Source organism: Streptomyces sp. CA-106110 (assembly GCF_050936285.1).
Lineage (GTDB): Bacteria > Actinomycetota > Actinomycetes > Streptomycetales > Streptomycetaceae > Streptomyces.
Window position 1 is genome coordinate 3,331,857 of the sequence record NZ_JBNJNB010000001.1, and the last position, 25,866, is coordinate 3,357,722.

At 71.2% G+C, this 25,866-nt stretch carries 21 protein-coding genes; 8 read left to right on the forward strand and 13 right to left on the reverse strand.

What is annotated here, in order from left to right:
• Positions 1–8: 8 nt before the first annotated feature.
• On the forward strand, positions 9–659 hold the full coding sequence (locus ACQEXA_RS15330) for a class I SAM-dependent DNA methyltransferase (RefSeq protein ID WP_433130375.1): 651 nt from the start codon (positions 9–11) through the stop codon (positions 657–659).
• Between the two features lie 6 nt (positions 660–665).
• Here ACQEXA_RS15330 and ACQEXA_RS15335 read toward each other — a convergent pair whose 3' ends face one another.
• The 5 genes from ACQEXA_RS15335 to ACQEXA_RS15355 form a co-directional block, all read right to left on the reverse strand.
• Positions 666–1,817, reverse strand: a complete 1,152-nt coding sequence (locus ACQEXA_RS15335) for an XdhC family protein (protein WP_433130377.1) — start codon at positions 1,815–1,817, stop codon at positions 666–668.
• Positions 1,818–1,863: 46 nt separating this feature from the next.
• Positions 1,864–3,321 carry an NCS2 family permease gene (locus tag ACQEXA_RS15340; protein ID WP_433130379.1) on the reverse strand — a complete coding sequence of 486 codons (1,458 nt, stop codon included), beginning with the start codon at positions 3,319–3,321 and terminating at the stop codon, positions 1,864–1,866.
• A 158-nt stretch (positions 3,322–3,479) separates the two neighbouring features.
• The gene (locus tag ACQEXA_RS15345) at positions 3,480–5,858 is read right to left on the reverse strand and encodes a xanthine dehydrogenase family protein molybdopterin-binding subunit (protein ID WP_433130381.1); all 2,379 of its coding nucleotides are present in this window, start codon (positions 5,856–5,858) and stop codon (positions 3,480–3,482) included.
• Positions 5,859–5,860: 2 nt separating this feature from the next.
• Positions 5,861–6,433, reverse strand: a complete 573-nt coding sequence (locus ACQEXA_RS15350; RefSeq protein ID WP_360990107.1) for a (2Fe-2S)-binding protein — start codon at positions 6,431–6,433, stop codon at positions 5,861–5,863.
• A complete protein-coding gene (locus tag ACQEXA_RS15355) occupies positions 6,433–7,323 on the reverse strand; it encodes an FAD binding domain-containing protein (protein WP_432934177.1) in 891 nt (296 codons plus the stop codon). Before ACQEXA_RS15355 ends, ACQEXA_RS15350 begins: the two co-directional genes overlap by 1 nt.
• A 331-nt stretch (positions 7,324–7,654) precedes the next feature.
• Between ACQEXA_RS15355 and ACQEXA_RS15360 the strand changes: the two genes are divergently transcribed.
• The 3 genes from ACQEXA_RS15360 to ACQEXA_RS15370 all read left to right on the forward strand — a co-directional run bounded on the left by ACQEXA_RS15360 (position 7,655) and on the right by ACQEXA_RS15370 (position 10,933).
• Positions 7,655–9,346, forward strand: a complete 1,692-nt coding sequence (locus tag ACQEXA_RS15360; RefSeq protein ID WP_433130383.1) for a PucR family transcriptional regulator — start codon at positions 7,655–7,657, stop codon at positions 9,344–9,346.
• A 150-nt stretch (positions 9,347–9,496) separates the two neighbouring features.
• On the forward strand, positions 9,497–10,285 hold the full coding sequence (locus ACQEXA_RS15365; RefSeq protein WP_359407981.1) for a hypothetical protein: 789 nt from the start codon (positions 9,497–9,499) through the stop codon (positions 10,283–10,285).
• A gap of 135 nt (positions 10,286–10,420) precedes the next feature.
• Positions 10,421–10,933 (forward strand): DUF2231 domain-containing protein, encoded by a 513-nt coding sequence (locus tag ACQEXA_RS15370; protein ID WP_432934173.1) that lies wholly within the window; start codon positions 10,421–10,423, stop codon positions 10,931–10,933.
• 12 nt (positions 10,934–10,945) lie between these two features.
• Here ACQEXA_RS15370 and ACQEXA_RS15375 read toward each other — a convergent pair whose 3' ends face one another.
• Positions 10,946–11,176 carry a hypothetical protein gene (locus ACQEXA_RS15375; RefSeq protein ID WP_432934171.1) on the reverse strand — a complete coding sequence of 77 codons (231 nt, stop codon included), beginning with the start codon at positions 11,174–11,176 and terminating at the stop codon, positions 10,946–10,948.
• Between the two features lie 151 nt (positions 11,177–11,327).
• Positions 11,328–12,203 (reverse strand): GntR family transcriptional regulator, encoded by an 876-nt coding sequence (locus ACQEXA_RS15380; RefSeq protein ID WP_433130384.1) that lies wholly within the window; start codon positions 12,201–12,203, stop codon positions 11,328–11,330.
• A gap of 164 nt (positions 12,204–12,367) precedes the next feature.
• Between ACQEXA_RS15380 and ACQEXA_RS15385 the strand changes: the two genes are divergently transcribed.
• A complete protein-coding gene (locus ACQEXA_RS15385; RefSeq protein ID WP_432934167.1) occupies positions 12,368–13,210 on the forward strand; it encodes a (2Fe-2S)-binding protein in 843 nt (280 codons plus the stop codon).
• A gap of 245 nt (positions 13,211–13,455) precedes the next feature.
• Here the strand turns inward: ACQEXA_RS15385 and ACQEXA_RS15390 are convergent, their stop codons facing one another.
• Positions 13,456–15,087: an IS200/IS605 family accessory protein TnpB-related protein gene (locus ACQEXA_RS15390; RefSeq protein ID WP_433130386.1), complete on the reverse strand. Its 1,632-nt coding sequence runs from the start codon at positions 15,085–15,087 to the stop codon at positions 13,456–13,458.
• 237 nt (positions 15,088–15,324) lie between these two features.
• Between ACQEXA_RS15390 and ACQEXA_RS15395 the strand changes: the two genes are divergently transcribed.
• Positions 15,325–16,368, forward strand: coding sequence for a DUF2637 domain-containing protein (locus ACQEXA_RS15395; RefSeq protein ID WP_432934163.1), 1,044 nt, complete (start codon positions 15,325–15,327; stop codon positions 16,366–16,368).
• Between the two features lie 57 nt (positions 16,369–16,425).
• Here the strand turns inward: ACQEXA_RS15395 and ACQEXA_RS15400 are convergent, their stop codons facing one another.
• Positions 16,426–16,908: an ATP-binding protein gene (locus ACQEXA_RS15400; RefSeq protein WP_432934161.1), complete on the reverse strand. Its 483-nt coding sequence runs from the start codon at positions 16,906–16,908 to the stop codon at positions 16,426–16,428.
• A 517-nt stretch (positions 16,909–17,425) separates the two neighbouring features.
• Between ACQEXA_RS15400 and ACQEXA_RS15405 the strand changes: the two genes are divergently transcribed.
• Positions 17,426–18,265: a hypothetical protein gene (locus tag ACQEXA_RS15405; RefSeq protein ID WP_432934159.1), complete on the forward strand. Its 840-nt coding sequence runs from the start codon at positions 17,426–17,428 to the stop codon at positions 18,263–18,265.
• Between the two features lie 97 nt (positions 18,266–18,362).
• Here ACQEXA_RS15405 and ACQEXA_RS15410 read toward each other — a convergent pair whose 3' ends face one another.
• Together ACQEXA_RS15410 and ACQEXA_RS15415 are read right to left on the reverse strand one after the other, a co-directional pair.
• Positions 18,363–20,105 (reverse strand): pyruvate dehydrogenase, encoded by a 1,743-nt coding sequence (locus ACQEXA_RS15410; protein WP_432934157.1) that lies wholly within the window; start codon positions 20,103–20,105, stop codon positions 18,363–18,365.
• Between the two features lie 54 nt (positions 20,106–20,159).
• Positions 20,160–21,617: a protein phosphatase 2C domain-containing protein gene (locus ACQEXA_RS15415; RefSeq protein ID WP_433130388.1), complete on the reverse strand. Its 1,458-nt coding sequence runs from the start codon at positions 21,615–21,617 to the stop codon at positions 20,160–20,162.
• Between the two features lie 544 nt (positions 21,618–22,161).
• Between ACQEXA_RS15415 and ACQEXA_RS15420 the strand changes: the two genes are divergently transcribed.
• Positions 22,162–23,142 (forward strand): helix-turn-helix domain-containing protein, encoded by a 981-nt coding sequence (locus ACQEXA_RS15420; RefSeq protein WP_433130390.1) that lies wholly within the window; start codon positions 22,162–22,164, stop codon positions 23,140–23,142.
• A 10-nt stretch (positions 23,143–23,152) separates the two neighbouring features.
• Here the strand turns inward: ACQEXA_RS15420 and ACQEXA_RS15425 are convergent, their stop codons facing one another.
• Positions 23,153–25,123: a zinc ribbon domain-containing protein gene (locus ACQEXA_RS15425; protein WP_433130392.1), complete on the reverse strand. Its 1,971-nt coding sequence runs from the start codon at positions 25,121–25,123 to the stop codon at positions 23,153–23,155.
• Positions 25,120–25,647, reverse strand: a complete 528-nt coding sequence (locus ACQEXA_RS15430; RefSeq protein WP_433130394.1) for a recombinase family protein — start codon at positions 25,645–25,647, stop codon at positions 25,120–25,122. The genes ACQEXA_RS15425 and ACQEXA_RS15430 overlap by 4 nt, the downstream gene beginning before the upstream one ends.
• Positions 25,648–25,866: the final 219 nt, after the last annotated feature.

Below are 25,866 nucleotides of genomic sequence, written 5' to 3' on the forward strand. Positions count from 1 at the left end.
CCTCGTCCATGACCGAGACCACGCACCTTCAGACGACCAGGGCCTCGTACGACACGGTGGCCGTGGACTACGACCGGTTGCTCAGGGACCAGCTCGCGAACATGCCCTTCGACCGGGCCATGCTGGGCGTGTTCGCGGAGCGCGTGCTGGAGAGCGGAGGCGGGCTCGTCGGGGATCTCGGCTGCGGGCCCGGACGGGTGACGACCCATCTGGACAAGCTCGGCCTCGATGTGTTCGGTGTCGATCTGTCGCCGGGGATGGTGGCCGTGGCCCGGCGGGCGTACCCCGCGCTGCGCTTCGACGTCGGTTCGATGACCGGCCTCGACCTGGAGGACGGGTCGCTAGCCGGAGCCGTCGCCTGGTACTCGGCCGTCCACACCCCGCCCGGTGAACTCCCTGTGGTATTCGCGGAATTCCAGCGTGTCCTCGCTCCCGGCGGACACCTCCTCATGGCCTTCAAGGTCGGCGACGGATGCGTGCACCTCGACCACGCCTACGGCCACGATCTGTCCCTGGACGTCTACCGCTTCCCGCCCGAGCAGATCTCCGAACTGCTCGGGAGTGCGGGCTTCGTCGAGGTCGCCCGGCTGGTGAGGGCCGCCGACGAGAAGCGCGAGACGACTGCGCAGGCGTATCTGCTGGCGCGCAGGGCCCAGTAGCCCCGGTCAGGCCACCGACCCGATCCGCCGCGCCGTGACCGGTGCCGCGTCGTGGTGGATCGGCGTGTGCGCCCCCGCCAGCGAAGCGCCGGTTCCGCCGCGCCGGCTCGCGACGATCTCCGCCGCGATGGACAGGGCGGTCTCCTCCGGCGTCCGGGCGCCGAGGTCGAGGCCGATCGGGGACCTCAGGCGCGCCAGTTCCAGGTCGGTGACACCGGCCTCGCGCAGGCGCTCGTTGCGGTCCAGATGGGTGCGGCGCGATCCCATGGCGCCGACGTACGCGACCGGGAGCCCGAGCGCCAGCTTCAGCAGCGGTATGTCGAACTTGGCGTCGTGGGTCAGGACGCACAGCACCGTGCGGCCGTCGACGTCCGTGCGCTCCAGGTACCGGTGCGGCCACTCGACGACGATCTCGTCGGCCTCGGGGAAGCGAGCGGGTGTGGCGAACACCGGGCGCGCGTCGCACACCGTGACATGGAAGCCGAGGAACTTTCCGACCCGGACCAGCGCGGAGGCGAAGTCGATCGCACCGAACACGATCATCCGCGGTGCCGGCACGGACGACTCGACCAGGGCCGTGAGCGGTGCCCCGCAGCGCGAGCCCTGCTCACCGATCTCCAGGGTGCCGGTGCGGCCCGCGTCCAGCAGGGCGCCCGCCTCGGCCGCCACCGTACGGTCGAGTTCGGGGTGGGCGCCGAAGCCGCCCTCGTAGGTGCCGTCGGGACGTACGAGGAGGGCCCTGCCGAGCAGTTCGGCCGGTCCGGTCACGATCCGGGCCAGGGCCGCGGCCGAGCCGGAGGCCGCGGCGGCGAGCGCGGACGCCAGCACCGGGCGGGCGCCGTCGGCCGCCCGGCTGGGAGCGACGAGGATGTCGATGACGCCACCGCAGGTCAGACCGACGGCGAAGGCGTCCTCGTCGCTGTACCCGAAGCGCTCCAGCACGGTCTCCCCGTCCTCGAGCGCCTGCCGGCACAGGTCGTAGACCGCGCCCTCCACACAGCCGCCGGAGACCGAGCCGATCGCCGTGCCGTCGGCGTCCACCGCGAGGGCGGCGCCCACATGGCGGGGCGCGCTGCCGCCGACGGCCACCACCGTGGCGACGGCGAAGTCACGTCCCTGCCCGACCCACCGGTGCAGCTCGTCGGCGATGTCCAGCATCTCTCGGTCTCCTTAGCGGCGTCGGCGTGCGGAGGGCTCGGCGGGCCTAGTGGACGCCCAGCCAGCTCTCGATCGGGTCGAGGGCGAAGTAGATCAGGAAGACGGCCGCCAGACCCCACATGAAGGCGCCGATCTCCCGCGCCTTGCCCTGGGCCGACTTGATGGCGACGTACGATACGACGCCCGCCGCGACCCCCGTGGTGATCGTGTAGGTGAACGGCATCAGGACCACGGTCAGGAAGACCGGGATCGCGGTGGCGCGGTCTGACCAGTCCACATGGCGGGCGTTCATCAGCATCATCGCGCCGATGACCACCAGGGCGGCCGAGGCGACCTCCTGGGGCACGATCGCGGTGAGCGGGGTGAAGAACAGGCAGGCGGCGAAGAACAGTCCGGTGACGACGGAGGCGAGTCCCGTGCGGGCGCCCTCGCCGACACCGGTGGCGGACTCGATGAAGACGGTCTGGCCGGAGCCGCCCGCCACACCGCCGATCGCGCCGCCCGCGCCGTCGATGAACAGCGCCTTGGACAGGCCCGGCATCCGGCCCTTGTCGTCGGCGAGTCCCGCTTCGGTGCCGACGCCGATGATGGTGGCCATCGCGTCGAAGAACCCGGCGAGCACCAGCGTGAAGACGATCACGCCGACGGTCATCGCGCCGACCTTGCCCCAGCCGCCGAACGCGACATGCCCGAAGAGCGAGAAGTCCGGCATCGACACGGCGCTGCCGTGCAGTTCAGGGGCGCCGCTCGCCCAGGCGCCGGCCTTCACGACGCCCGCGGTGTTCAGGACAGCGGCGACGACGGTGCCGCTGACGATGCCGATCAGAATGGCGCCGGGGACGTTGCGGACCTGCAGCATGAAGATCAGCAGCAGGGTGCCGGCGAAGAGCAGGACCGGCCACCCGGCGAGCTCGCCCGCGGGGCCGAGGGTGACCGGGGTGGCCTTGCCCTGGTGCACGAAGCCGGACTTGTAGAAGCCGATGAGGGCGATGAACAGGCCGATGCCCATGGTGATCCCGTGCTTGAGCGCCGCTGGGATCGCATTCATGATCATCTCGCGTAGGCCGGTGACGACCAGGAGCATGATGACCGCGCCGTAGATCACGCACATGCCCATCGCCTGCGGCCAGGTCATCTGCGGGGCGACCTGGGAGGAGATGACACCGGAGACGGAGAGGCCTGCGGCGAGCGCGAGCGGCACCTTGCCGACGAAACCCATCAGCAGCGTCGTGACGGCCGCGGCGAACGCGGTCGCGGTGATCACCGCCTGCGGGCCGAGCGTGTCCCCGGCCACGTCCTTGCCGGACAGGATCAGGGGGTTGAGCAGCAGGATGTACGCCATCGCCATGAAGGTGGTGACGCCGCCGCGCACTTCACGCGCGAGCGTGGATCCCCGCCGGGATATGTGGAAGTACCGGTCGAGCCAGGACCGGCCGGCCGGGACGCGGGTTCCCGCGCCCGCGTCCTCGGCGGTGGTCCTGGGCTCCACTGACTGCTGGGTCATGGTGCCATCTCCCAAGGTTCATAGGGACTCCCGTGCAACCGCCATGGCGGGCACGGAATTTGGGATGTGCACGACCCGAGGGACGGCCCGAGACGAACATCGGGGGCCTGGGGGACGCGGTCCCCCAGGTGCATTTCACCTGCGCAGCACCGCAGGGGTCACCTGCCCGTGAGGTGCTCGGGCCGTACCGGCGTCCTGTTCAGCTCCAGGCCCGTCGCGTCACGGATCGCCGCGAGCACAGCCGGAGTCGAGGACAGGGTGGGTGCCTCGCCGACACCGCGCAGCCCGTACGGGGCGTGCTCGTCGGCGAGTTCGAGCACGTCGACCGGCATGGTCGGCGTGTCGAGGATGGTGGGGATCAGATAGTCCGTGAAGGAGGGGTTCTTGACCTTCGCGGTCCTGGGGTCGACGACGATCTCCTCCATGACCGCGATGCCCAGGCCCTGGGTCGTACCGCCCTGGATCTGGCCGAGGACGGACAGCGGGTTGAGCGCCTTGCCGACGTCCTGGGCGCAGGCCAGTTCGATGACCTTGACCAGGCCCAGCTCGGTGTCGACCTCGACCACGGCGCGGTGTGCGGCGAAGGAGTACTGGACGTGGCCGTTGCCCTGGCCGGTGCGCAGGTCGAAGGGCTCGGTCGGCCGGTGCCGCCACTCGCGTTCGAGTTCGACCACCTCGTCGCCGAGGACGTCCACCAGATCGGCGAGCACCTCGCCGGCGTCGGTGACCACCTTGCCGCCCTCCAGCAGCAGTTCGGCCGTGGCCCAGGCGGGGTGGTACGAGCCGAACTTGCGGCGGCCCAGCTCCAGAACCCGCTCGCGTACGAGCTCGCACGCGTTCTTCACGGCGCCGCCGGTGACGTACGTCTGACGGGAGGCGGACGTCGAACCCGCCGATCCGACCTGGGTGTCCGCCGGCTGGATCGTCACGCGGCTGATGCCCAGCTCGGTCCGGGCGATCTGGGCGTGGACGGTGACTCCGCCCTGGCCGACCTCCGCCATGGCCGTGTGCACGGTCGCCACGGGCTCGCCCGCGACGGCCTCCAGACGCACCTTGGCGGTGGAGTAGTCGTCGAAGCCCTCGGAGAAGCCCACGTTCTTGATGCCGACCGCGTAGCCGACCCCCCGTACGACGCCTTCGCCGTGGGTGGTGTTGGACAGGCCGCCGGGCAACTGCCGTACGTCCACGCCCTCGGAGCTCTCCCACTGGCGCTCCGGCGGCATCGGCATCGCCTTGACGCGGCGCAGGAGTTCGGCGACCGGAGCCGGGGAGTCGACCGGCTGCCCGGTCGGCATGAGGGTGCCCTGCTCCATGGCGTTGAGCTGCCGGAACTCCACCGGGTCCAGGCCGAGTTCCTTCGCCACCTTGTCCATCTGCGCCTCGTAGGCGAAACACGCCTGCACCGCGCCGAAGCCGCGCATGGCGCCACAGGGCGGGTTGTTGGTGTAGAGGGCGATGGCCTCGATGTCGACATCGTCCACGACGTACGGCCCGATGCCCAGCGAGGAGGCGTTGCCGACGACCGCCGGGGACGCGGAGGCGTAGGCGCCGCCGTCGAGCACGATCCGGCACTTGACGTGGGTGAGCTTCCCCTCACGGGTGGCGCCGTGCTCGTAGTACAGCTTCGCGGGGTGGCGGTGGACGTGGCCGAAGAAGGACTCGAAGCGGTTGTAGACGATCTTGACCGGCTTGCCGGTGCGCAGCGCCAGCAGACAGGCGTGGATCTGCATCGACAGGTCCTCGCGACCGCCGAACGCGCCGCCCACGCCGGACAGCGTCATCCGCACCTTCTCCGGCGGCAGTCCGAGGACGGGCGCGATCTGGCGCAGGTCGGAGTGGAGCCACTGGGTGGCGATGTACAGGTCGACGCCGCCGTCCTCCGCAGGGACCGCCAGCCCGGACTCGGGCCCGAGGAAGGCCTGGTCCTGCATGCCGAAGTGGTACTCGCCCCGGACGATGACGTCGGCCCGCCGCGCGGCCGCGGTCACGTCGCCCCGGACGATCGGCTGCCGGTGGACGATGTTCGGGTGCGGGACGTGGCCGATGTGGTGGTCGGTGCGGTTCTCGTGGACCAGGACCGCGTCCGGGGCGGTCGCGGACGCCTCGTCGGTGATGACCGGGAGTTCGCGGTACTCGACCTTGATCTTGGCGGCGGCGCGGCGCGCGGTCTCCGGGTGGTCGGCGGCCACGATCGCGACCGGTTCACCGTGGTGGCGAACCTTGCCGTGGGCGAGGACCGGTGTGTCCTGGATCTCCAGGCCGTAGTTCCTCACCTCGGTGGGCAAATCGTCGTACGTCATGACGGCGTACACGCCGGGTGTGGCGAGGGCCTCGCTCGTGTCGATCGAGACGATCTCGGCGTGCGCGACCGTGGAGCGCAGGATCTGGCCCCACAGCATGTCCTCGTGCCACATGTCGGAGGAGTACGCGAACTCCCCGGTGACCTTGAGGATGCCGTCGGGACGGAGCGTGGACTCGCCGATGCCGCCCTTGGTCCGGGAGCCCTGCGTGATCTTGGTGGGAGCACCGTTGGTCATGCTCAGACCCCCTCGGACTGCCGGGCGGCCGCCAGGCGGACCGCGTCCATGATCTTCTCGTAGCCGGTGCAGCGGCACAGGTTGCCCGAGAGCGCCTCGCGGATGTCCGCGTCGGTCGGGTTGGGGTTGCGCTCCAGCATCTCGTCGGCGGCGACCAGCAGACCCGGGGTGCAGAAGCCGCACTGGACCGCACCCGCGTCGATGAACGCCTGCTGGATCGGGGAGAGTCCGATTCCCTCCCCGGTGTGGGAGTCGGTCCCCTTGGCCTGCCAGTGCTTGGCCTCGTCCAGGGACGTTCCGCAGGTGCCGGTCCCGCGGGACCGCTGCTCGGCGTACTCCGCCAGCCCCTCGACCGTGACGACCTCACGGCCCTCCACCTGACCCGCGGCGACCAGACAGGAGCACACCGGCACACCGTCCAGGCGGACCGTGCAGGACCCGCACTCCCCCTGCTCGCAGGCGTTCTTGGAACCCGGGAGGCCGAGCCGCTCGCGCAGGACGTAGAGCAGGCTCTCGCCCTCCCAGACGTCGTCGGCTTCCTGCGGACGTCCGTTGACAGTGAAGTTGACGCGCATTACGCAGCTCCCTCCGAGGTGCGGGCGGTGCCGCGGTACGACTCCCAGGTCCAGGTCAGCGTGCGGCGGGCCATCACGCCGACCGCGTGGCGGCGGTAGCTCGCGGTGCCCCGGACGTCGTCGATCGGGTTGCAGGCGGCGGAGCACAGGTCCGCGAACTGCTTGGCCACCGACGGGGTGATGATCTTCCCGTTGTCCCAGAAACCGCCCTCTTCGAGCGCCGCGTTCAGGAACTCCTCAGCCGTCTCGGCCCGGATCGGAGTGGGGGCCGCCGAGCCGATGCCGGTGCGGACCGTGCGGGTCCCGGGATGCAGGGCGAGGCCGAAGGCGCACACCGCGATCACCATCGCGTTGCGGGTGCCGACCTTCGCGAACTGCTGCGGGCCGTCGGCCTTCTTGATGTGGACGGCGCGAATCAGTTCGTCGGGCGCCAGCGCGTTGCGCTTCACACCGGTGTAGAACTCGTCGATCGGGATGCGCCGGGTGCCGCGCACCGACTCGGCCTCGACCTCGGCGCCGGCCGCGAGGAGGGCGGGGTGGGCGTCACCGGCCGGGGAGGCGGTGCCGAGGTTGCCGCCGACGCCGCCGCGGTTGCGGATCTGCGGGGAGGCGACCGTGTGGGAGGCGAGGGCCAGGCCCGGCAGTTCGGTCCGCAGGTTCTCGATGATCGCGGTGTACGGGACCGAGGCCCCGAGCCGCACGCTGTCCTCGCCGACCTCCCACTGGGTGAGTTCGCCGATGCGGTTGAGGTCCATGAGGTACTCGGGGCGCCGGTGGTCGAAGTTGATCTCGACCATCACATCGGTGCCACCCGCAATCGGCACAGCGGTGGGGTGCTCCGCCTTGGCGGCGAGCGCCTCCTCCCAGCTTGCGGGGCGAAGGAAGTCCATGACCGGCTCTCTTCTTCGTCTCGTGGGGCGTAGGTGAGGAGCCATCTCCGGCGCGGCGGGCCGGGCTCGTTCATGTCCTGTTCACGCGGGGTGATGTCAGTACACCGCTCCGTCCACAGCGGTGTCAGTCACCGAAACCATGAAGGAGTTGGCTGGCCAGGGCGCACATCTTGTAGATTCATATGAACGGAGGCGATCAGTAACATCTCCGCTTTCCTCTGGAAACACGGCGCCCGGCCAGAGGGAATCGCGAGCCCTGCTTCCGAAACCCCAGGCCACGACCGTGGCCGACCGAACGTGGATTTCCCGACAAGGACGGCGGCGACGAGACATGCGGCTGCGCGCACTGCTGAACACCGACGCGCTGGGGCTGCGGCTGCTCGGCGGCGAGGACGAGCTGGACCGCGCCGTGCGCGGGGTGATGACCACGGATCTCAAGGACCCCAGCCGCTATCTCTCCGGCGGCGAACTGGTCCTCACGGGCCTGGCGTGGCGGCACGACGCCGCTGACTCAGAGCCCTTCGTCCGTATTCTCGCAGCCGCGGGAGTCGCTGCGCTCGCCGCGGGCGAGGCGGAACTCGGGGACATCCCGGACGATCTGGTCGTGGCCTGCGCCCGCCACCGGCTGCCGCTGTTCGCCGTCCATGAGTCGGTGGCGTTCGCCACCATCACCGAACACGTCGTGCGGCAGGTCTCCGGCGAGCGGGCCGGGGATCTGGCGGCCGTGGTGGACCGGCACCGGCGGATGATGACCTCGGGGCCGGCCGGCGGCGGCCCGGAGGTCGTCCTCGACCTGCTCGGCTCCGACCTCGATCTGCGCGCGTGGGTGCTCTCCCCCACCGGCCGGCGGATCGCGGGCCCGGGACCGGGGCTCACGCCGGATGTGCGCGCGGCACTGGCCGCCGAGCACCTGGCGGCCACCCGCGCCGGCCGGCGCGTCCCCCATCGGGCGACGGTGGGCGCGACGACGTACTCACTCTTCCCGATCCGCAACTGGGGGCACCGCCCCGCGCCGGACGCGGAGGACCGGAGCGACGGTGCCGCACGGGACGTGCGCGAGACGGTGCTCTCCGACTGGCTGCTCGCCGTCGAGGCGGACGCCGGGGACTGGCCCGAGGAGCGGGTGGACCTGCTCCGTGGCGTCACCCAGCTGATCGCGGTCGAGCGGGACCGGCGGGACGCGGCCCGTACGGTGCGACGGCGGCTCGCGCAGGAGGTGCTGGAACTCGTGCAGACGGGATCGGCGCCCGCCGAGATCGCGGCCCGGCTGCGGGTCGCCGCGCCCGTGCTGCTGCCCGGCCTCGGGGCGGCGCCGCACTGGCAGGTGGTCGTGGCCCGGGTCGAGTGGGACGGCGGCTCCGTCGAGGGCGGCCCGGTCGCCCAGTCGCTGCTGGAGGAGATCCTGGTCGACCCCCTGTCGACGAGACCGGAGCACTCCGACCGCATCGCCGTGGCGCATAGCGGTGACGAGGCGATCGCGCTCGTTCCGCTCCCCGCGGTCTCCTCCGAGCACGACGGTCCCGAGCCCGGCATCGTCGCCGACGCCCTCCTGGAGGCCGTACGGGAACCGCTGTCCGCGGGGCTCGACGAGGACGGACGCATCACGCTGGGCGTCAGCGCGGCCGTGCATTCGGCCGAGGGGCTGCGGGGCGCGCTGGAGGAGGCACGGCACGCGCGCCGGGTCGCCGCCGCCCGGACGGGCCGGGTCTGTGCGGCCGGCCACCAGGAGCTGGCCTCGCACGTGCTGCTGCTGCCGTTTGTCCCCGACGACGTACGCCGCGCCTTCACGGCCCGTCTCCTCGACCCGCTGCGCGACTACGACCGCAGGCATCGCGCGGAGCTGATCTCGACCCTGGAGGCGTTCCTCGACTGCGACGGCTCCTGGACCCGCTGCGCGACCCGGCTGCACCTGCACGTCAACACGCTGCGCTACCGGGTCGGGCGTATCGAGCAGTTGACGGGCCGTGACCTTTCGCGCCTCGAAGACAAGCTCGACTTCTTCCTCGCCCTGCGTATGAGCTGAGGCGATGCACCGTCGGAGGGGTCGCGACGCCGCCTCCGCTGTCCCACGACTTTGTGAAATCCTTCACCCGCCCCCTTGGCCCAGCGCCGAGATTGGTGCTGGAATGCCGCCACCACTCAACAGCTCGATGGCGCGCTCGGGGAGGGCAACGTGGCGCATACCGCCATGTCTGGTACGGGAACGACCGCTGGCGACGATCCACTCCAGACCGCGGTATGGCGGCTGCGCTCGCGCGCCTGCTGGGCCGACGCGGCAGCCCTGCTGAGAGGGCAGACGGCCGCGGCCTCGCTGCAGCGGGCGTCCTTGCTCGTCGAACGGTGCCTGTACACGGAGCAGGGCTGGGAGGAGGCCGAGGACGCGCTGCGCACGGCCGAGGCGCAGGCCCACAGCGACGACGAGCGGGGCGCCGCCGCCTGTGAGCGCGGTCAACTGGCGTACGCCGCCACGCTGCACGGCGTGCGCGACCGGGCCGACGAGGCACGGGCGGCGCTCGGCCGGGCCGCCGCGCTGATCCCGCCGGGCGCCGCGGGCCGGGCACTGCTGGACTTCCGGCGCGGACTCATCGCCGAGAACCTCGCCCTCTCCCCGCAGGCGGCCCACGCCGCCTACCGCCGGGCCCATGCGAGCGCCTCCGCGTACGGCGACACGCTGCTGCTCTCCTTCACCTGGCGCCATCTGGCCGGACTGGCCCTGCGCGACGGCGAGCTCGCGGAGGCCCGGCACGGCTTCGCCGAATCGCTGCGGATCCGCGAGGAGCTGGGCTACCTCGTCGGCACGGCGCCGGCGCTGGCCTCGCTCGCGGACACGGAGACCGAACCGGAGGCCTCCCGGCTACGGGCCGAGGCGGCCCGGCTGTTCCGCTTGCTGGGCGGCGTACCAACCTGGCTGGCGCGGCAGCTGGCGTCGGTGGAACCGGCGGCGGATCCCGCCGCTCCGTGAGGGATGGGCCCCCTCCGGGTCACGCCTGAGCTCAGAGGAACCTGAGAGACTCCTGTGCCAGGCTGGCGCGCCGTCCGGCGGACACGGACTCGGCCGTGTGCCCCGCCCCACGACCGCCTCCTGGAGGGGTACCCGATGAGCCTCGTCAACGGCTTGCCCGCGCATGTCCTGTTCGTCCACTTCGTCGTCGTACTGATCCCGCTGAGCGCGCTGGCACTCGTGGTCGCCGCCGTGTGGCCGAAGGCGGCGCTGCGGCTGGGTCCGGTCCTGCCTCTGCTGGCGCTCGTCGCCCTGGCGTCCGTGCCGCTGACGACACAGGCGGGCGAGTGGCTGGAGCGGCACGTCGACGGCGACCCGCTGGTCAGCCGGCACGCCGAACTCGGCGACGGGCTGCTGCCGTGGGCCGTGGGTCTGTTCGTCCTGGCCGGACTCGTGTGGTGGACGACCCGCCGGACGGCCGCGCCCCGTGCCGGCGCCCCCACCTCGTCCGGCACGTGGGCCGGCGGCCTGGTCCGGATCGCCATCGCCGTGCTGTCCGTCGCGGTCGCGGTCGGCGCCGTCGTCGACGTCTACCGCATCGGTGACTCGGGCGCCAAGGCCGCCTGGCACGACGCCTACTCGAAGACCGCTACGGGCGCCCGGCAGTGACGGCAGGCCCGCTCACAGACTCCTGACGAACGTCCAGAGGGCGCCGCGGAATTCGCCGTCGTGGACGACGAGAACCACGACGGCGACGAAGAGGACGAAGGCCAGCAGCACGCCGACGCCGTCCACCCCCGGTCGCCCCGGCCGTCCGGCCGGGCGCCCGCGGGCCTCGCCCCGGTACCCCTCGGCACGCCCGATGCCCGGCCGGCCTCGGCGCCGGGCGTGCTGCAGCGGATCGGACACCATCGTCGTCCACCCCCCGTGGGACGGTCGTCCCTCACCGGGCAGCACTCCGGGGACCGCCGGCACAGTTCCCCGCAGGGCCGGCCGTTGCCGACCGGGGACACCGCCGTGACGCGGGGACGGCCAAGAGCAAGCACCACGCGCCGCCCAGGAGTCAGGACGCCCCGTCGAAGTGCTTGCTCACCAGGGCCTGGACCGCTGCCAGGTCCTGCCCGGCCAGTGCGTCCAGCAGGGCCGCGTGCTCAGCCGCGTCGGCGATCAGCTCCGCGCGGCTCCGCGGGGCGGAGCCCTGGACGAGCGGCCACTGGGCACGGCGGTGCAGGTCCTCCGCGATCCGCACCAGTTGCTCGTTGCCCGCGAGGGCGAGCACCGCGCGGTGGAAGGCACGGTCGGATTCGGCGTACGTCACCCGGCCCTCGGACGACGCGGCCCGTACGGTCGCGTCGGCGAGCGGTCGCAGCTCCGCCCAGCTTTCGGCGGGGACCGTGCGGGCGAGCCGCAGGATCACCGGGACCTCGACCAGCGCGCGGATCTCGGCGAGTTCGGCGAGTTCCCGGGCGCCGTGCACGACGACGCGGAAGCCGCGGTTGGGTACGACCTCGACGGCGCCCTCCAGGGCGAGTTGCTGCATCGCCTCGCGCACCGGGGTCGCCGACACCCCGAAGCGCTCGCCGAGCGCGGGCGCCGAGTAGACCTCGCCGGGCGCCAGCTCCCCCGCGACGAGCGCGGTGCGCAGGGCGTCGAGGATCTGCCGTCGCACCGAGGCACGCTGCACGACGGGACGCCCGTCCTGCGCCCCCTGCCCCGCCGCGGACGGCTCGCCGCGCTGCGGCCGCTCGTCCACGCGAGGTCCCGGGATCGGGGTCTCGCTGTGCGTGTGCTCACCGCGCGCGGAGCCCGGGGCGGCGCTCCGCTCGCGGGCTCCGTCCCCGGCCCCGAGCTGCGCCGGAACCCGGCAGACCGGCGCACCGTCGCTCTCGGCCGACGACTCGGCGGAGCCCTGCGCACGGCGGGAACGTGCCTGCTCCACGGGCTCCTCCTCCGGTCGTGGCGGTGCTGGACGGTGCGCGGAACGTGCACGGGACGGTTACCGCTCGGAAAGCACCATAGGCACCTTACGCTCCGGTTCACACACCACTCACATTCGATAAGGTAAGGCTTACCTATCAGAGCGTGTGAAACGGCGGTCCCTTCATGCCCCTCTCCACCCCGCCCCCGTCAGTCGCGGCGGACGCGTACGCCCGGCTCACCGAGGTGCTCCCGGGACTGGCCGTCACGGAACTGGGTCCGGGCGAGGCCGCACCGGAAGGCGACGGCTGGGTGTCGGCCGCCGGGCTCGCGGCGGGCGGGGCCGCTCTGGACGCGTTCCTCGCGTGGGACGAGGAGCAGGTGCTGCGCGACTACGGGCAGCGGGCCCGCCCGGACGTCGTGGCGAGCTTCGGCCTGCACCGCTACGCGTGGCCGGCCTGTCTGCTGATCACGGTGCCGTGGTTCCTGCGCCGCCGGGTGCCGCGCTTCCCGGTGGAGCACGTCGCGTTCCAACGCACCCTCGGGCGCCTGGCGGTACGCACCGGAGCGTTCGCCTGCCTGCCGGACGATCCGACGGCGGCCCTGCCCGGTGCCCTCGTCGTGGCGGACGAGGAGGCGCTGCGCGCCGAGGTGCGGACGGCCGTGGCCGAGCACCTCGATCCCGTGCTCGCCGGGTTCGGACCGCGCATGCGACGGCGCGGGCGCGCCCTGTGGGGCATGGCCACGGACGAGGTGGTCGAAGGGCTCTGGTACGTGGCCGGGCTGCTCGGCGAGGAGCGGCGGGCGAGGCACGAACTCGAGCTGCTGCTGCCGGGCCGGACGAAGCCGTTCGCCGGCTCGGCCGCGTTCCGCGAACTCACCGGATCGAACGGCGATTCGCTGTCCACCCGGGACCGGGTCACCTGCTGCATGTTCTACACGCTGCGCCCCGAGGACACCTGCGCGACCTGCCCGCGCACCTGCGACGCCGACCGCGTCGCCAAGCTCAGCAGCACCGCTGCGGCTTGACGTCTCCTCAGGCCCGGCGTCCGGCCCTACGCCGCGTGCCGTAAGATCCGTCCCGAGTGAGGCCCAGCACGGATCACAGGCGTTTCACAACATCCTCACCTGTCGCAGGAACTTTCCGCAGCACCACCGTCCACGGGTAGGCTTAATCGAACTCAACTCCCGCCCCTCAAGCGGCAGTTCGAGCAGAACGCCGCCCTGGGCAACCCCTTGCGATGCCATGGCGGCCTCTTGCCCCGAAACCGTTCTTAATCAGTGAGCAGGAGTGAGTCTTGTACCCAATCCTGGTCAACTGGCGCATCCCGAACGGTTGTGGATGCGCTGGTCTCCCGCGTTCGCGCCGCGTCCGGCGACACGGATCGTGTCCGTGGTCCAAGGATGCGGGGGCGGGTTTCCTCACGCCCTGGGGTGCCGTGTCCGGCCTGGGCGGTCCGATGCCCCACACGATCGCTCTGGTCGTGTGGAGGCGGTGCCGTCCGTCGCCGGATGCGGTGCCCCAGGGCGCGCCTGCCGATCGCGATGCTCGCGGCATCGTGACGGGTGGTTTTCCTGGTCGTGTGGGTGAGGGGTTTTTGCCAGTGCTGGGCGCCCCATCTGCTGGTGTAGGCGGGGTCGACGGCGATGATGGTGATGCCGAGTTCGGCTGCCATGCTGACGAGCCGGGCCCGCAGTTTGGAGACGGGCATGCCGGAGATCACCTGCCGGAACCGCTTCCTGCGGCCGTGTTTCTCCCGGGCTTTCTCCGTGCCGAAGTCGAGGTCTTCGATCGCGATCGACAGGTCGTGGCGTTGGGCCCAGTGCAGGAGCCGGATCAGTGCATGCCGTACCTGGGCGTCACGGTGGTCCGCGCTCCCGGACAGGTCGTAGAAGAACTGGCGCGGCTCGCCGCACGGGTTGCCGTGGGCGTCCAGCCGCCAGGCGGCCAGGTGGTCGGCGTTGGTGTCGACACCGATCAGACCGCCTGTGCGGGCCTGGGACAGGGGGACGGCCTTGACCGGCGGGATCGTCCAGGAGGCGGTGAGGTACCAGCGGGAGCGGCCTGTGTCGTAGTGGATGCGGTAGGCCACGGCCCGGTTCGTGGTGATGCGGTCGGCCCACTCGTCGCCGCGGTGGTGGAAGACCACAGCGCCGGTGAACACATACCGGCCATGCGGGGCGTTGGCCAGGTGGGCGAGCGGAGCAGGCAGCTTCAGTGACACCTCGCCCTCAGGCGTGACGCGGATCGTCTCATTCCCGAACCGCTTGCCCGATTCCCCGTCCGCCTGCACAAACCAGCGCGATGCTTCCCAACGCTGCCGCCACTGCGCCTGCGTGAGCTGGGCGGCCTTGAGGTTATGCCGGTTGCGCGCGAGCCGCTTCCCGCCGCGCACCACCCGGACGCGGCCCACGGCGTGGTCGGCCTGCTCGGCACTCAGCCGGTCGTGAAGGACCCGCAGGCGCCGGGACTTGCCGAACCACTCCTTGGCGCTGCGGTAGCCGCCCGGCGCCCGCCTGCTCCCCTTCTCCCCGACCGGCAGGGACAGGCGGTGCGCGATCGTCCGCACGCCCGCCTCAAGGCTGTGGATGTGCGCGCTCTGGGCACGCCGCGCAAGCGCCCACTGATCATGCGTGGCCTTGGTGATGCTCCCCGCCCAGCGCGACGAAGACTCCTTTGTCAGGGCCCGCTTACGCTCCGCCCACGAATCCGCGGAGTGCTCCAGACCGTCGGCGCACCGGCGTTTGAGATCCCTTGCGGCCAGCGAACCCAGATGCGCGCCCACCAGACGCAACACCTCCTCGTCCTCGGCCCTCAAGTGGACCAGACGGGTCCGGATCGCCACGCCCGACGGGCCGACGGCCACGAAGGGAGCAGCGATCGTGCGCAACGACTCACCACGCATCGATGTACTCCCCTCCACCACGCTTGAGCAGCAACAGGAAGAACAGTACGGGCGGGCACTGACATCAGTGCCCGCCATATGACGTGTGCGCGCTACAACACCATCAGCCAGTACACGCTCCTGCACACTCACACGCTCCTGCACATCCGAAAACGAACAGTTCCCCACCCCCTGAGGGCCGGCGGGATTGGGCCACTATGGCGGGCGTTACGCCCTATCCCAATGCAAGGGACCCAGATGAGACTGACCGAGATATCGCTGAACTGGCTGCTTCCGGGCGTCGTGTTGCTCCTGGGCGTGGTGGCAGCGGTGGCGATGCTCGCGCGCGGAAAGCGCTCCTCCGGGGAGAACGCGAGCGCGGACGACTCATGGGAGCGCGCCGAGGAGCGCCGCAGGCGCAAGGAGGCCATCTACGCCACGGCCTCCTACGTACTGCTCTTCTGCTGCGCGGCCGTCGCCGCTGCGCTCTCCTTCCACGGCCTGGTCGGCTTCGGCCAGCAGAACCTCGGCCTCACCGGTGGCTGGGAGTACCTGGTCCCGTTCGGTCTGGACGGGGCGGCCATGTTCTGCTCCGTGCTCGCGGTGCGCGAGGCCAGCCACGGTGACGCGGCGCTCAGCTCCCGGATCCTCGTGTGGACGTTCGCGGCCGCTTCCGCCTGGTTCAACTGGGTGCACGCGCCGAGGGGCGTCGAATACGCGGGCGCCCCGCAGTTCTTCGCCGGCATGTCGCTGTCGGCCGCCGTGCTCTTCGACCGGGCGCTCAAGCAGACTCGTCGCGCCGCTCTGCGGGAGCAGGGCCTGGTGCCGTGTCCGCTGCCGCAGATCCGCATCGTCCGCTGGCTGCGGGCCCCGCGCGAGACGTACAAGGCCTGGTCGCTGATGCTTCTGGAGGGCGTGCGCACCCTGGACGAGGCGGTCGAGGAGGTCCGCGAGGACCAGCGCCAGGAGGAGCACAACAAGGCGCTGCGGCGCGAGCAGCAGCGCGTCGAGCGTGTGCAGCTCAAGGCGCTCAGCCGCGGTCACCGCTCGCTGACCGGCGGAAACGGCGGACGTCAGGTCGAGATGCCGACCGTCGAACGGGCGAGCGCTCCGGTCCCCGCGGAGCCCGCCATAGCCGCGGGAGAACTGCCCACGCGCACCCGCCCCTCGCTCCAGCCCGTCCGGAAGCCCTCGGCTGACCCGATCACCGTCGACCTCACGGCCGAGGACGACACCATGGCTCTGCCTCGCCTCGACTCCCTGGAGCGCAAGCTCAAGGACCTCGAGCAGCAGTTCGGCTGAGTCCGGACGCCATCACTGGAAGGGGGCGCGGCACGCTGCCGCGCCCCCTTCAGTGCGTCAGGCGGCCTCCGCGTCCAGCTCGAACCAGACGGCCTTTCCCACACCGTGCGCCCGTACGCCCCACGCGTCCGCCAGGGACTGAACGAGGATCAGGCCCCGGCCGTGCGTGTCCTCGCCGGCCTCCGGCACCCGTGGCCTCGGCTTGCGCCCCACGAAGTCCCTTACCTCCACGCGGAGTCCGCACGGCGACACGGTGGCCGTCAGGACCGCGTCGCGGTCGGTGTGGATGAGCGCGTTGGTGACCAGCTCACTGGTGAGCAGCTCGGCTATCTCGGCTCCTCCTGGCCTTCCCCAGTGCGTCAGCAGTTCCCGCAGCGCCCTGCGCGCCTCGGGTACCGCCCGTAAGTCGGCCTGTCCCAGACGGCGCCTCAGCTGCGGGCCCCCTGACCGGTCCGTCGTCGTGTCGGTCGCTTCCTCCGCCTGTTTCACCGACGGCGACCCGATCACCACGGGACCGCCGCGTCGCGCTCGCCTCTTCATGACCCCCGCCCGTACGTGGATGCCGGATCCCCCTGCTCGAACACGTCCACGGGGATCCATGCCCCATCGGCGGGTCGCCAGTCATGCCGAATCGTCAACTACCGTACGCACTGGGTCATATGAGCCGGGCGCGAGTGCGCCCTGCGCGCCCTCGGTCCGGCTCCCGGTCACCCGTACGGACCGGGCCCGTCGCACGACACGCCCGGCTCCTCAGAAACGCACAGCCGTACGCCCGTTCGCGACCGGGTACGGCGCGGGCCACGAGACCGCTGCCGCTGGGCCCTTCGGCCGGCTGCGGGCTGCCGATACGGCTGTACGGTGCCTGCGGTCGCTCCCGCCCGGGTCGACTTGTAGACAGGGCACGTAGGCCGGGGTGACAGGCCGTCAGTGCCTGGATTGCTCCAACCGTGTCTTTCTTCATATTGTCGGCATGTCCGACATGACGGATAAAGAGATCGTTAGTAGGTTCAATCTCGCATCGGCGCGCAGCCGATGTGTCAGAGACAGGAGAAGTGACATGGCAACGCGTTCCACCGCTGTAACGGCCGCAGCCGCGGCCGCCGCGGCCCTGGTGGCCACGGGAATCACGTACGCCTCCGCGGCATCCGAACCGCAGGCGGCTCCGCTGGCGCAGCATGCCGCCGCAGCCCCGGCCGCAGCCCCGGCCTCCGCGCCGGACGGCAGTAACGGCAGCGGCAGCGGCAGCGGCAACAACAACAACAGCTACGGCAACAACAACAACAGCTACGGCAACAACAACAACGGCAACAACAACAACGACAACTACAACAACGGCGGCGGCGGCGGCGGTGGCGGCGGGAGCAGCAGCTTCCGCAAGATCACCCGGTGCGAGTCGGACGAGGGCGAAGGCAACTTCGACGACAACGACCACGGCGGCAACGGCGGCAACGGCGGCCGGGACTGCGGTCGCGACGACAACAGCTTCTCGCGCGACAGGATCTCGGTCAACGAGCGCGAGTTCAGCGGCGTGCCCGACGGCTGCATCACCGTGGTCAGTGGCCTCGGCGCCAACACCATCAACGTCCGCAACGAGAGCAGGAACACCGTCGAGGTCTTCAACGGCGCCACCTGCGACAACGGTGCCCCCCTCGCCACCGTCGGCCCGCACAGCTCGTCGAACGGGCTCCGCCCCATGCACGTCCATGGCGGTGTGAAGGTCAAGAACGGCGTGACGGCCAGCTTCCGAGTGATCCGCCGGCACGTGGAGCGCTTCGTGGAGCAGCGCGAGGAGCACAGCGGCGGCGGCGGGGGCGGCGGCGGCGGCCAGAGCGGGAAGGGCAACGAGGGCAACAACAACAACAACAACAACTACGGAGGCAGCAGCGGAGGCAGGTGATCCTGGGGACCAAAGGTCCCTCTGAAGGTAGAGAACGAGAACCCCGGCCCGCCGGAATCGGGCCGGGGTTCCGGTCTGCGCGCGACGTGTCCGCCGGCTACGGCCGGGGCACGTTGCGCAGGTTCGAACGGGCCAGCTGGACCATGCGACCGACCCCGCCGTCCAGCACGATCTTCGAGGCCGAGAGCGCGAAGCCCGTGACCATCTCCCTGCTGATCCTGGGCGGGATGGACAGGGCGTTCGGATCGGTGACGACGTCGACGAGCGCGGGACCCTTGTGCCGGAAGGCGTCCTTGAGGGCGCTCGCGAGCTGCTTGGGCTTCTCCACCCGGATGCCGTACGCCCCGCACGCGCGGGCCACGGCGGCGAAGTCGGGGTTCTTCGCGGAAGTGCCGTACGCGGGCAGCCCGGCCACCATCATCTCCAGTTCGACCATGCCCAGCGAGGAGTTGTTGAACAGCACGACTTTCACCGGCAGGTCGTACTGCACCAGGGTCAGAAAGTCGCCCATCAGCATGGAGAAGCCGCCGTCGCCCGACATCGACACGATCTGCCGCCCGCGGTCCGTGAACTGCGCGCCGATCGCCATCGGCAGCGCGTTCGCCATCGAGCCGTGGGAGAACGAGCCGATGACACGCCGACGGCCGTTCGGAGAGATGTAACGGGCGGCCCAGACGTTGCACATCCCCGTGTCGACCGTGAAGACGGCGTCCGGATCGGCGATCTCGTCGAGTACCGAGGCCACATACTCCGGATGGATCGGAATGTGCTTCTCCACCTTTCGGGTGTACGCTTTCACCACGCCTTCCAGCGCATCCGCGTGCTTCTTCAGCATCTTGTCGAGGAAGCGCCGGTTCTGCTTCGCCGTCACCCGCGGGGTCAGGCACCGCAGGGTCTCCTTCACATCGCCCCACACCGCCAGGTCCAGCTTGGAGCGGCGGCCCAGATTCTCCGGGCGTACGTCGATCTGGGCGATGGCCACGTCGTCCGGCAGGAAGGCGTTGTACGGGAAGTCGGTGCCCAGCAGGATCAGCAGGTCGCACTCGTGGGTGGCCTCGTACGCGGCGCCGTAGCCCAGAAGGCCGCTCATGCCTACGTCGTACGGGTTGTCGTACTGGATCCACTCCTTGCCCCGCAGGGCGTGCCCCACCGGGGACTTGATCTTCCCGGCGAGCTCCATGACCTCGGCGTGCGCGCCGGCGGTGCCGCTGCCGCAGAAGAGGGTGACCCGCTCCGCCTGGTCGATCATCCGAACGAGTTCGTCGATCTCGTGGTCACCCGGGCGGACGCTGGGCCGGGAGGTGACAAGGGCGGTCTCGGCGGGCTTGTCGGGGGCGGGCTGGTCGGCGATGTCGCCGGGGAGCGCCACCACGCTGACGCCGCTGCGGCCGATCGCGTTCTGGATCGCCGTCTGCAGCAGCCTGGGCATCTGCTTCGGATTGGATATCAGCTCGCAGTAGTGGGAGCACTCCTGGAACAACCGGTCCGGGTGCGTCTCCTGGAAGTAGCCGAGGCCTATCTCGCTGGAGGGTATGTGCGAGGCGAGGGCCAGCACCGGGGCCATGGAACGGTGGGCGTCGTAGAGGCCGTTGATGAGGTGGAGGTTGCCGGGGCCGCAGGAGCCCGCGCAGGCGGTCAGCTTGCCGGTTATCTGTGCCTCGGCACCGGCTGCGAAGGCGGCGGTCTCCTCGTGGCGTACATGCACCCAGTCGATGGCGGCGTTGCGACGGACGGCGTCCACGATCGGATTGAGGCTGTCGCCGACGACTCCGTACAGGCGTTTGACCCCGGCGCGGGCGAGTATGTCGACGAACTGGTCGGCAACGTTCTGCTTGGCCATGGATGCATGCACCCCTTCGCTTGCCTTGGGTCCATCAATCCACAGCGACCGCCATCACGCCTCCCAAACGGCGACCGCCGTACGGTCGTCGGCATAGCCCTTCACCCGCACCGCCGTGTCGGCGAGAAACGCGGCGAGGCCCGGTGGCCCGCCCGCCGACCAGCGCTCCGTGAGGTGTTCGGCGAGAAGCGGTTCGCCGCGCAGCGGTTCGGCGAGACCACCCGAGCACAGCAGCAGGGTGTCACCCGGACGGGCGATGGACGCACGGAAGCGGAAGGGGTCATGGGGCGGCTCGGGGGCCGGCTCATAGGGGCTCGGAGGCGTCGTAAGGGCCAGGTCCATGGTGATCCGGTCGCCTTCGGGGGTCTCGGACGGCAGCGAACCGAACCCCATCACGGCCTCGCCCGCCGCCTCGGTCCCCTGCGGCTCGATGTCCTCCCACTCGCCGTCCCGCAGCCGGAACAGGCCGCCCGGGCCGACGCCGAAGAAGACGCGCGCACGACAGGACGGGTCGGCGGGCAGCAGCAGACAGCGCAGCGTGGCCGTGTACTCCTCGGGGTCAAGGCTCCGTTCGACGGCGTCGGCGCGCAGCTTGCCGAAACTACGGTCGGTGAGCCGCTGAAGGCCCGACTTGAGGTCGCCGCGCCGGTCGGCCCTGATGTCCTCGCTCAGGCGGAGGTGACTGCGCCCGACGGCACGCCCGATCCAGTGGCACACCTCTGCCGCGGCCAGGTGCGCACCGGGCGCGGCCCGCGCGCCGGTCGCCATGGCGACGAGGACGAGCGCCTGGTCGCCGGTGCCGAAGCGGGCGGTGAGCAAGGCGTCCCGGCGCGGCTCGCCCCGGTAGCGCGCCGAGTCCCCGCGCACCGAGACCGCGCGCAGCGTGCAGGCCCCGTAGCGCGCCCCGTCCAGCACGGTGTCGGCGACCAGGTCGCCGAGGTCGTCCGGGTCGGCGAGCGGGAGGGCGGTGGGCTCGGGGTCGTAGGTGGGCGGCCCGGAGCCGACGTAGTCGACGGGAGGCACTGTTCCGGTTCGGCCGGGCCGGGGCTCCGCCTCCGCGGCGGCGGCCGGAACGTCACGGTCGCCGGAGGCGGGGCCGGCCTCGAGGGCCGCAGGCCTGGACGGGGAGGGAAAGGTCAGAGGGCCCAGCGACCTGGCGGACGGATGTTCCCACGGCGCCGGGCCACGGGCGGGAGGGTCACCCCAATCGAGCGGAGCCACGAGCCGGGAGGAACCGGTGGGCCCGGCGGGCGGTGCGGAGGTGCCCGCGCGGGGTACGACCGGGGTGGCCGTCCCGTTCCCGGGCGGTGAGGTGCCGGCGCCCGCCGACGGGAGCAGCTCCTCGGCCCCGGCCCGGGTGCCGCGGTCTGCCACCGTCCCCACGGCGGAGGCGAAACGGTCGTCGAGGCTGTCCGCCGCGAGGGCCGGTCCCGTGTCCCCGGTGGCGTCGTCGTACAACTGCCCCCACCAGTCGTCCGCGTTCTCGATGGGGCTCCACCCCTGCTGACTCATGCCCCCGATTGTCCACTGCGAGGGGCGTGAAAACGGCGCATCAGGAAAATCCGGCCAGGCGACCGGTCTGCGATCCACACGTCGGACGACACCTCGAACTGCGGTCCGAAACCAGCCACCGGGAGGCGGACCGCCGGACGATCCCACCCCCCACAGGGGAACCGTCCGGCGGCACCGCGGTGACAGGGCCCGACACGCCTCCGGCGCCCCGTCACGTTCGTGCGGCCACTGGCCTTCGGCCAGGTGAGGCCGGGTGTGAACCGCTGTCCCGAAGTGCCGGCCGGCCCGGCACGCCGGGCCGGCGCGTGCGACGACCGGCATCAGGGCCTCCGGTACGTCCCTCCGGAGGACCGCAGACGGCATCCGCGCAGGCTGAACGGGCCGTAAGCGGGTACAGCGGGCAGTGGTCGACACCGCGATGCCGTCACCTTGGCAGACGAACAGGGGGTAGGGCGATGATGTCCCGAGGCGGGTTTGTGCCGTGGCCGATTTCCGCCACGGCGCCGTACCGTGCGGCTTTTATTCGGGGAGGGGCGACCGGCTGATGCTGGCAGTGATAGGCCTGGACGAGACGCACGAGTCGGCGTACCGGGCGCTGGTGTCCGTGGGCGCCGCCGACGTGCCCGATCTGGCGCGGCGGCTGACCCTCGGCGAGCAGGACACCGAGCGCGCCCTGCGCCGGCTCGAAGGGCACGGACTCGCGGCCCAGTCGTCGGCCCGGCCCGGCCGCTGGGTCGCGGCGCCGCCCGGAGTGCTGCTGGGCGCGCTGCTCACCCAGCAGCGCCACGAACTGGAGAAGGCCGAACTGGCGGCCGCACTGCTCGCCGAGGAGTACCGGGCGGCGGCCGCGGAGCCCGCCGTGCACGACCTGGTCGAGGTGGTGATCGGCGCGGCCGGGGTCGGCCGGCGCTTCCTGCAGCTTCAGCTCGCCGCGACCGAGGAGGTGTGCGCCCTGGTCACCGGCACCCCGGTCGCCGTGTCGGGCATGGAGAACGACGCGGAGGAGCAGGCGGCGCAGCGCGGAGTGCACTACCGGGTGGTGGTCGAACGGGCGGTGCTCGACCGGCCCAACGGCATCACCGAGCTGACCTCCGCGCTCGGCCGCGACGAACAGGTGCGGGTCCTCGACAAGGTGCCGACCAAGCTGGTGGTCGCCGACCGATCGCTCGCCATGGTGCCGCTCACCACGCACACCGCGGAACCCGCCGCTCTCGTCGTGCACGCGAGCGGACTGCTGGAGCTGCTGTCCGGCCTGTTCGAGTCGGTGTGGCGGGACGCGCTGCCGCTGCGGCTCGGGGCGTCCGGCGTCACCGAGCAGCCGCTGGACGGCCCCGACGGCACCGACCTCCAGGTGCTGTCCCTGCTACTCGCCGGGCTGACGGACGCGAGCGTCGCCAAGCAGCTCGACCTGGGCCTGCGCACGGTGCAGCGCCGGGTGAAACGGCTGATGGAGCTGACCGGGGTGACGACCCGGCTGCAGCTCGGCTGGCACGCGTACGAGCGGGGCTGGGTGGCCCGGGACTGAGCGTCTCTGATCAGCTACGCGATCCTGAGTCGGATTGAGTTTCCGGGATCGTTTCCCACCGTGGTGGGGAGGCGTGGGCGTGGAAGTGGAATCCCGCGCCGAGTGCTGCCCCTCGTGGCCGGTGGCCGGTGGTGGATGTGCTGACCGTGTTCATGCCCTGGTGTCGGTGGGCTGCGCGGGGCAGCCGGGTCCGGTCCGTGTGAGCGTGTCCCTCCGGACGCTGGCCAACACGACCGCGAGGCCGTGCTGGGGAGGGTGCCCTGCGTCGCCTGGGCGCGGGGCGTGTGGAACGTGGCCGGGTGGGGCCGGTCTTGGTCCGGTCCTTCCGGCTGGTCTTGGCAGTCGGTGTGAGGACGGCGTTCGCTTCGAGGTTGTCGAGGACCGTCCGGATCACCATGTGGCCGCTGGTGTGGTCGGTAACGGTCGTGGCCTGGTGGGCCAGGCCGCGGGCTGCGATTCGTCGCCAGGCACCGTGGTCGCGGTCGCCCTGCCAACGGTAGTCCTGGTGGGGGCAGATGGCCCATTTCCATCCTGCGAGGGTGGGCCGGTCGGGGGTTTTGCGGTGCCGCAGCGGGGTCAGGCAGTGCGGGCACAGTTTGGAGGTGTTGCGGGCCGGAACCGTGACGACGGCGATGCCCTGTTCGGTGGCGAGGTGCCGCATGCGGTCGGCGATCTGTCCGCGGACCTGCTGGGACAGGCGGGTGTTCAGGGTGCGGCCCATGCCCCCGGCTTCCATCGACCGCAGATCCTCGACATAGATCACCGTGGCCCCGGCCGCGATGGCCTGGTCGACGGTCCATCTGGCGGCAGCCCAGGCGAGGGCGTCGTTGAGGCTCGACCGGCGCTGCGAGACATGTTGGATCTCGCCGCGGAGCACGTCGAGCGTGGAGGCAAGCTGGTGGTCGTGGCCTGCGATGAGCCGCATGTACTGGTCGGCCTTGGTGTGCAGTCGCTCTGAGAGGCGGCGCAGGCGGTGCTGCTTGGCGAGCACACCGGCGGACCGGAACTGGGCGCCGGCACCGAGCGCGGTGATCCGCCCGTCGCCGTTCAGTTGCACGGCGCCTGCGCTGAGGAGCGTGTTCAGGCCCCAGTCCACGCCGAGCGCCACCGTATGACCGGTGCGGTGGGCCTTGGGGACGGCGTGGGTGTAGGCCAGGTCAGCGCGCACGGTGTCACCCGCGCAGCGGAGGGTGGGAAGGTGGAGCACCGCCGATGCGGGGACCGTCGGCGGCAGCGCGATGGGGCAGGCCACCCATGTCCAGTCCCGGTATGTCTGTGGGTCGGGGCGGGTGGGCAGCTGAAGTCGTAGCAGCGCCTGCCCGGTGTCGGTTTCGGAGCGTTCGATCGTGGCTTGCTGCCCGTCGCATGCGGCGAGCAGCAGCATGCGGGGGATCTTCGGGGTGCCTTCGAGTTCGAACACGTCCACGGGCAGACGGCCGTTGGCCTTGAGATACGTGGCGGCCTGCCGGGTGCGGGCCTTGATGATGCTGGACGGCAGATACTTTCCACCAGGGACCGCTGTGCGGACGGTGTCCCACTCGAGGGGAGTGCGCTTGCCCGGATCGATGGGCCATGCCGCCACGACTCCGGCAGTCAGGTCGGCACGCCACTTCGCCGAGCGAAGCGCCCGCCCGGCCTGCTCCTGGGCCATGCGCACGATCCGGTCGTTGACTTTCACGCCCTCGGGCGGGGCGGCGCTCCAGCCCAGACGCCGCAGCGCCATCCACGCGTTCGACGGCAGTGCCCGGCCGCCCTCGTCCACGCCGGAGGCCAGCACATCAACATCGCCGGTATTGCAGTGTTCGGCCAGCAGGGCGGCGGCCAGGTTGGACACGAGGTCCGCGCACCAGCCGACGCGTAACCTCACAGCGGACAGCGACAGGCGTTCGCCGGTCTTCTCGTCCACTGCCCGGCGGAGCAGGGCGCGGGCGCACGAGGTACGGGGGGTTTTGCCCTTACCGAGCGGCAGCTTTCGACTCACGCGGCGCGCCCTGCGTCGCACTGGCCCGACTCGGCCAGCAGGCGACGCCGGTTTTCGGCCGACCGCATCCTGTACAGGCGGCCGGCGAACGTGGTGCCCAGCGACACAAAGTCCTCAAGGAGTTCGTCCCGGCTGCTGAGCTTCTTCGGGTGCAGCACCTCAAGACTCGCGCCGTACACGGACAGCACGTGTGTGAGCCAGCCGACACCAAACCGGGCGAGCCGGTCCTCGTGCGTGACACGCACGACGCTCACCGAGCCGTCAGCAACGCCCCGCAGGAGCCGGCTCAGACCGGGCCGGTCCTCCCCCAGGCCAGAGGCCCGGTCACGGAAGACCTTGACGATCTCGCCGGTGGAGGTGGCCCGCAACTCCTTCCTCTGCGCCTGAAGCCAGGATTCCTCCCCGTGGGAGCCGGACACACGCACGTACAGGCCCTCCAGCCGGACACGCTCGCCACCGGTGAAGACCTTCATCGCCTCCACATCGATCGAGGAGGACCGACGCTCACGCCCGACCCAAGTCACCGGAACCTTCCCCGAGTCAGCCCAAAGCCGAAGCGTCACGGAGTGAACACCCAAGCCTGGCGGCCTTTGAGAGTCGAAGAAGCTCCACACGGTCACCGTACGATCACTGAAGAACTCTAAGCAAATCGATGAGCCTGGAGTCCGAGGCGATTCACGGGGCGGCCCCTCGGATCTCTCCCAGCTTCGTGACTTCGCTGCCCTGGACGGACGGTCCCCGGC

Coding starts and splice junctions, on each gene's coding strand:
- ACQEXA_RS15330 (WP_433130375.1), top strand. CDS start 9: ATGACCGAGACCACGCACCTTCAGACGACCAGGGCCTCGTACGACACG.
- ACQEXA_RS15335 (WP_433130377.1), bottom strand. CDS start 1,817: ATGCTGGACATCGCCGACGAGCTGCACCGGTGGGTCGGGCAGGGACGT.
- ACQEXA_RS15340 (WP_433130379.1), bottom strand. CDS start 3,321: ATGACCCAGCAGTCAGTGGAGCCCAGGACCACCGCCGAGGACGCGGGC.
- ACQEXA_RS15345 (WP_433130381.1), bottom strand. CDS start 5,858: ATGACCAACGGTGCTCCCACCAAGATCACGCAGGGCTCCCGGACCAAG.
- ACQEXA_RS15350 (WP_360990107.1), bottom strand. CDS start 6,433: ATGCGCGTCAACTTCACTGTCAACGGACGTCCGCAGGAAGCCGACGAC.
- ACQEXA_RS15355 (WP_432934177.1), bottom strand. CDS start 7,323: ATGGACTTCCTTCGCCCCGCAAGCTGGGAGGAGGCGCTCGCCGCCAAG.
- ACQEXA_RS15360 (WP_433130383.1), top strand. CDS start 7,655: ATGCGGCTGCGCGCACTGCTGAACACCGACGCGCTGGGGCTGCGGCTG.
- ACQEXA_RS15370 (WP_432934173.1), top strand. CDS start 10,421: ATGAGCCTCGTCAACGGCTTGCCCGCGCATGTCCTGTTCGTCCACTTC.
- ACQEXA_RS15375 (WP_432934171.1), bottom strand. CDS start 11,176: ATGGTGTCCGATCCGCTGCAGCACGCCCGGCGCCGAGGCCGGCCGGGC.
- ACQEXA_RS15385 (WP_432934167.1), top strand. CDS start 12,368: ATGCCCCTCTCCACCCCGCCCCCGTCAGTCGCGGCGGACGCGTACGCC.
- ACQEXA_RS15390 (WP_433130386.1), bottom strand. CDS start 15,087: ATGCGTGGTGAGTCGTTGCGCACGATCGCTGCTCCCTTCGTGGCCGTC.
- ACQEXA_RS15395 (WP_432934163.1), top strand. CDS start 15,325: ATGAGACTGACCGAGATATCGCTGAACTGGCTGCTTCCGGGCGTCGTG.
- ACQEXA_RS15400 (WP_432934161.1), bottom strand. CDS start 16,908: ATGAAGAGGCGAGCGCGACGCGGCGGTCCCGTGGTGATCGGGTCGCCG.
- ACQEXA_RS15405 (WP_432934159.1), top strand. CDS start 17,426: ATGGCAACGCGTTCCACCGCTGTAACGGCCGCAGCCGCGGCCGCCGCG.
- ACQEXA_RS15410 (WP_432934157.1), bottom strand. CDS start 20,105: ATGGCCAAGCAGAACGTTGCCGACCAGTTCGTCGACATACTCGCCCGC.
- ACQEXA_RS15415 (WP_433130388.1), bottom strand. CDS start 21,617: ATGAGTCAGCAGGGGTGGAGCCCCATCGAGAACGCGGACGACTGGTGG.
- ACQEXA_RS15420 (WP_433130390.1), top strand. CDS start 22,162: ATGCTGGCAGTGATAGGCCTGGACGAGACGCACGAGTCGGCGTACCGG.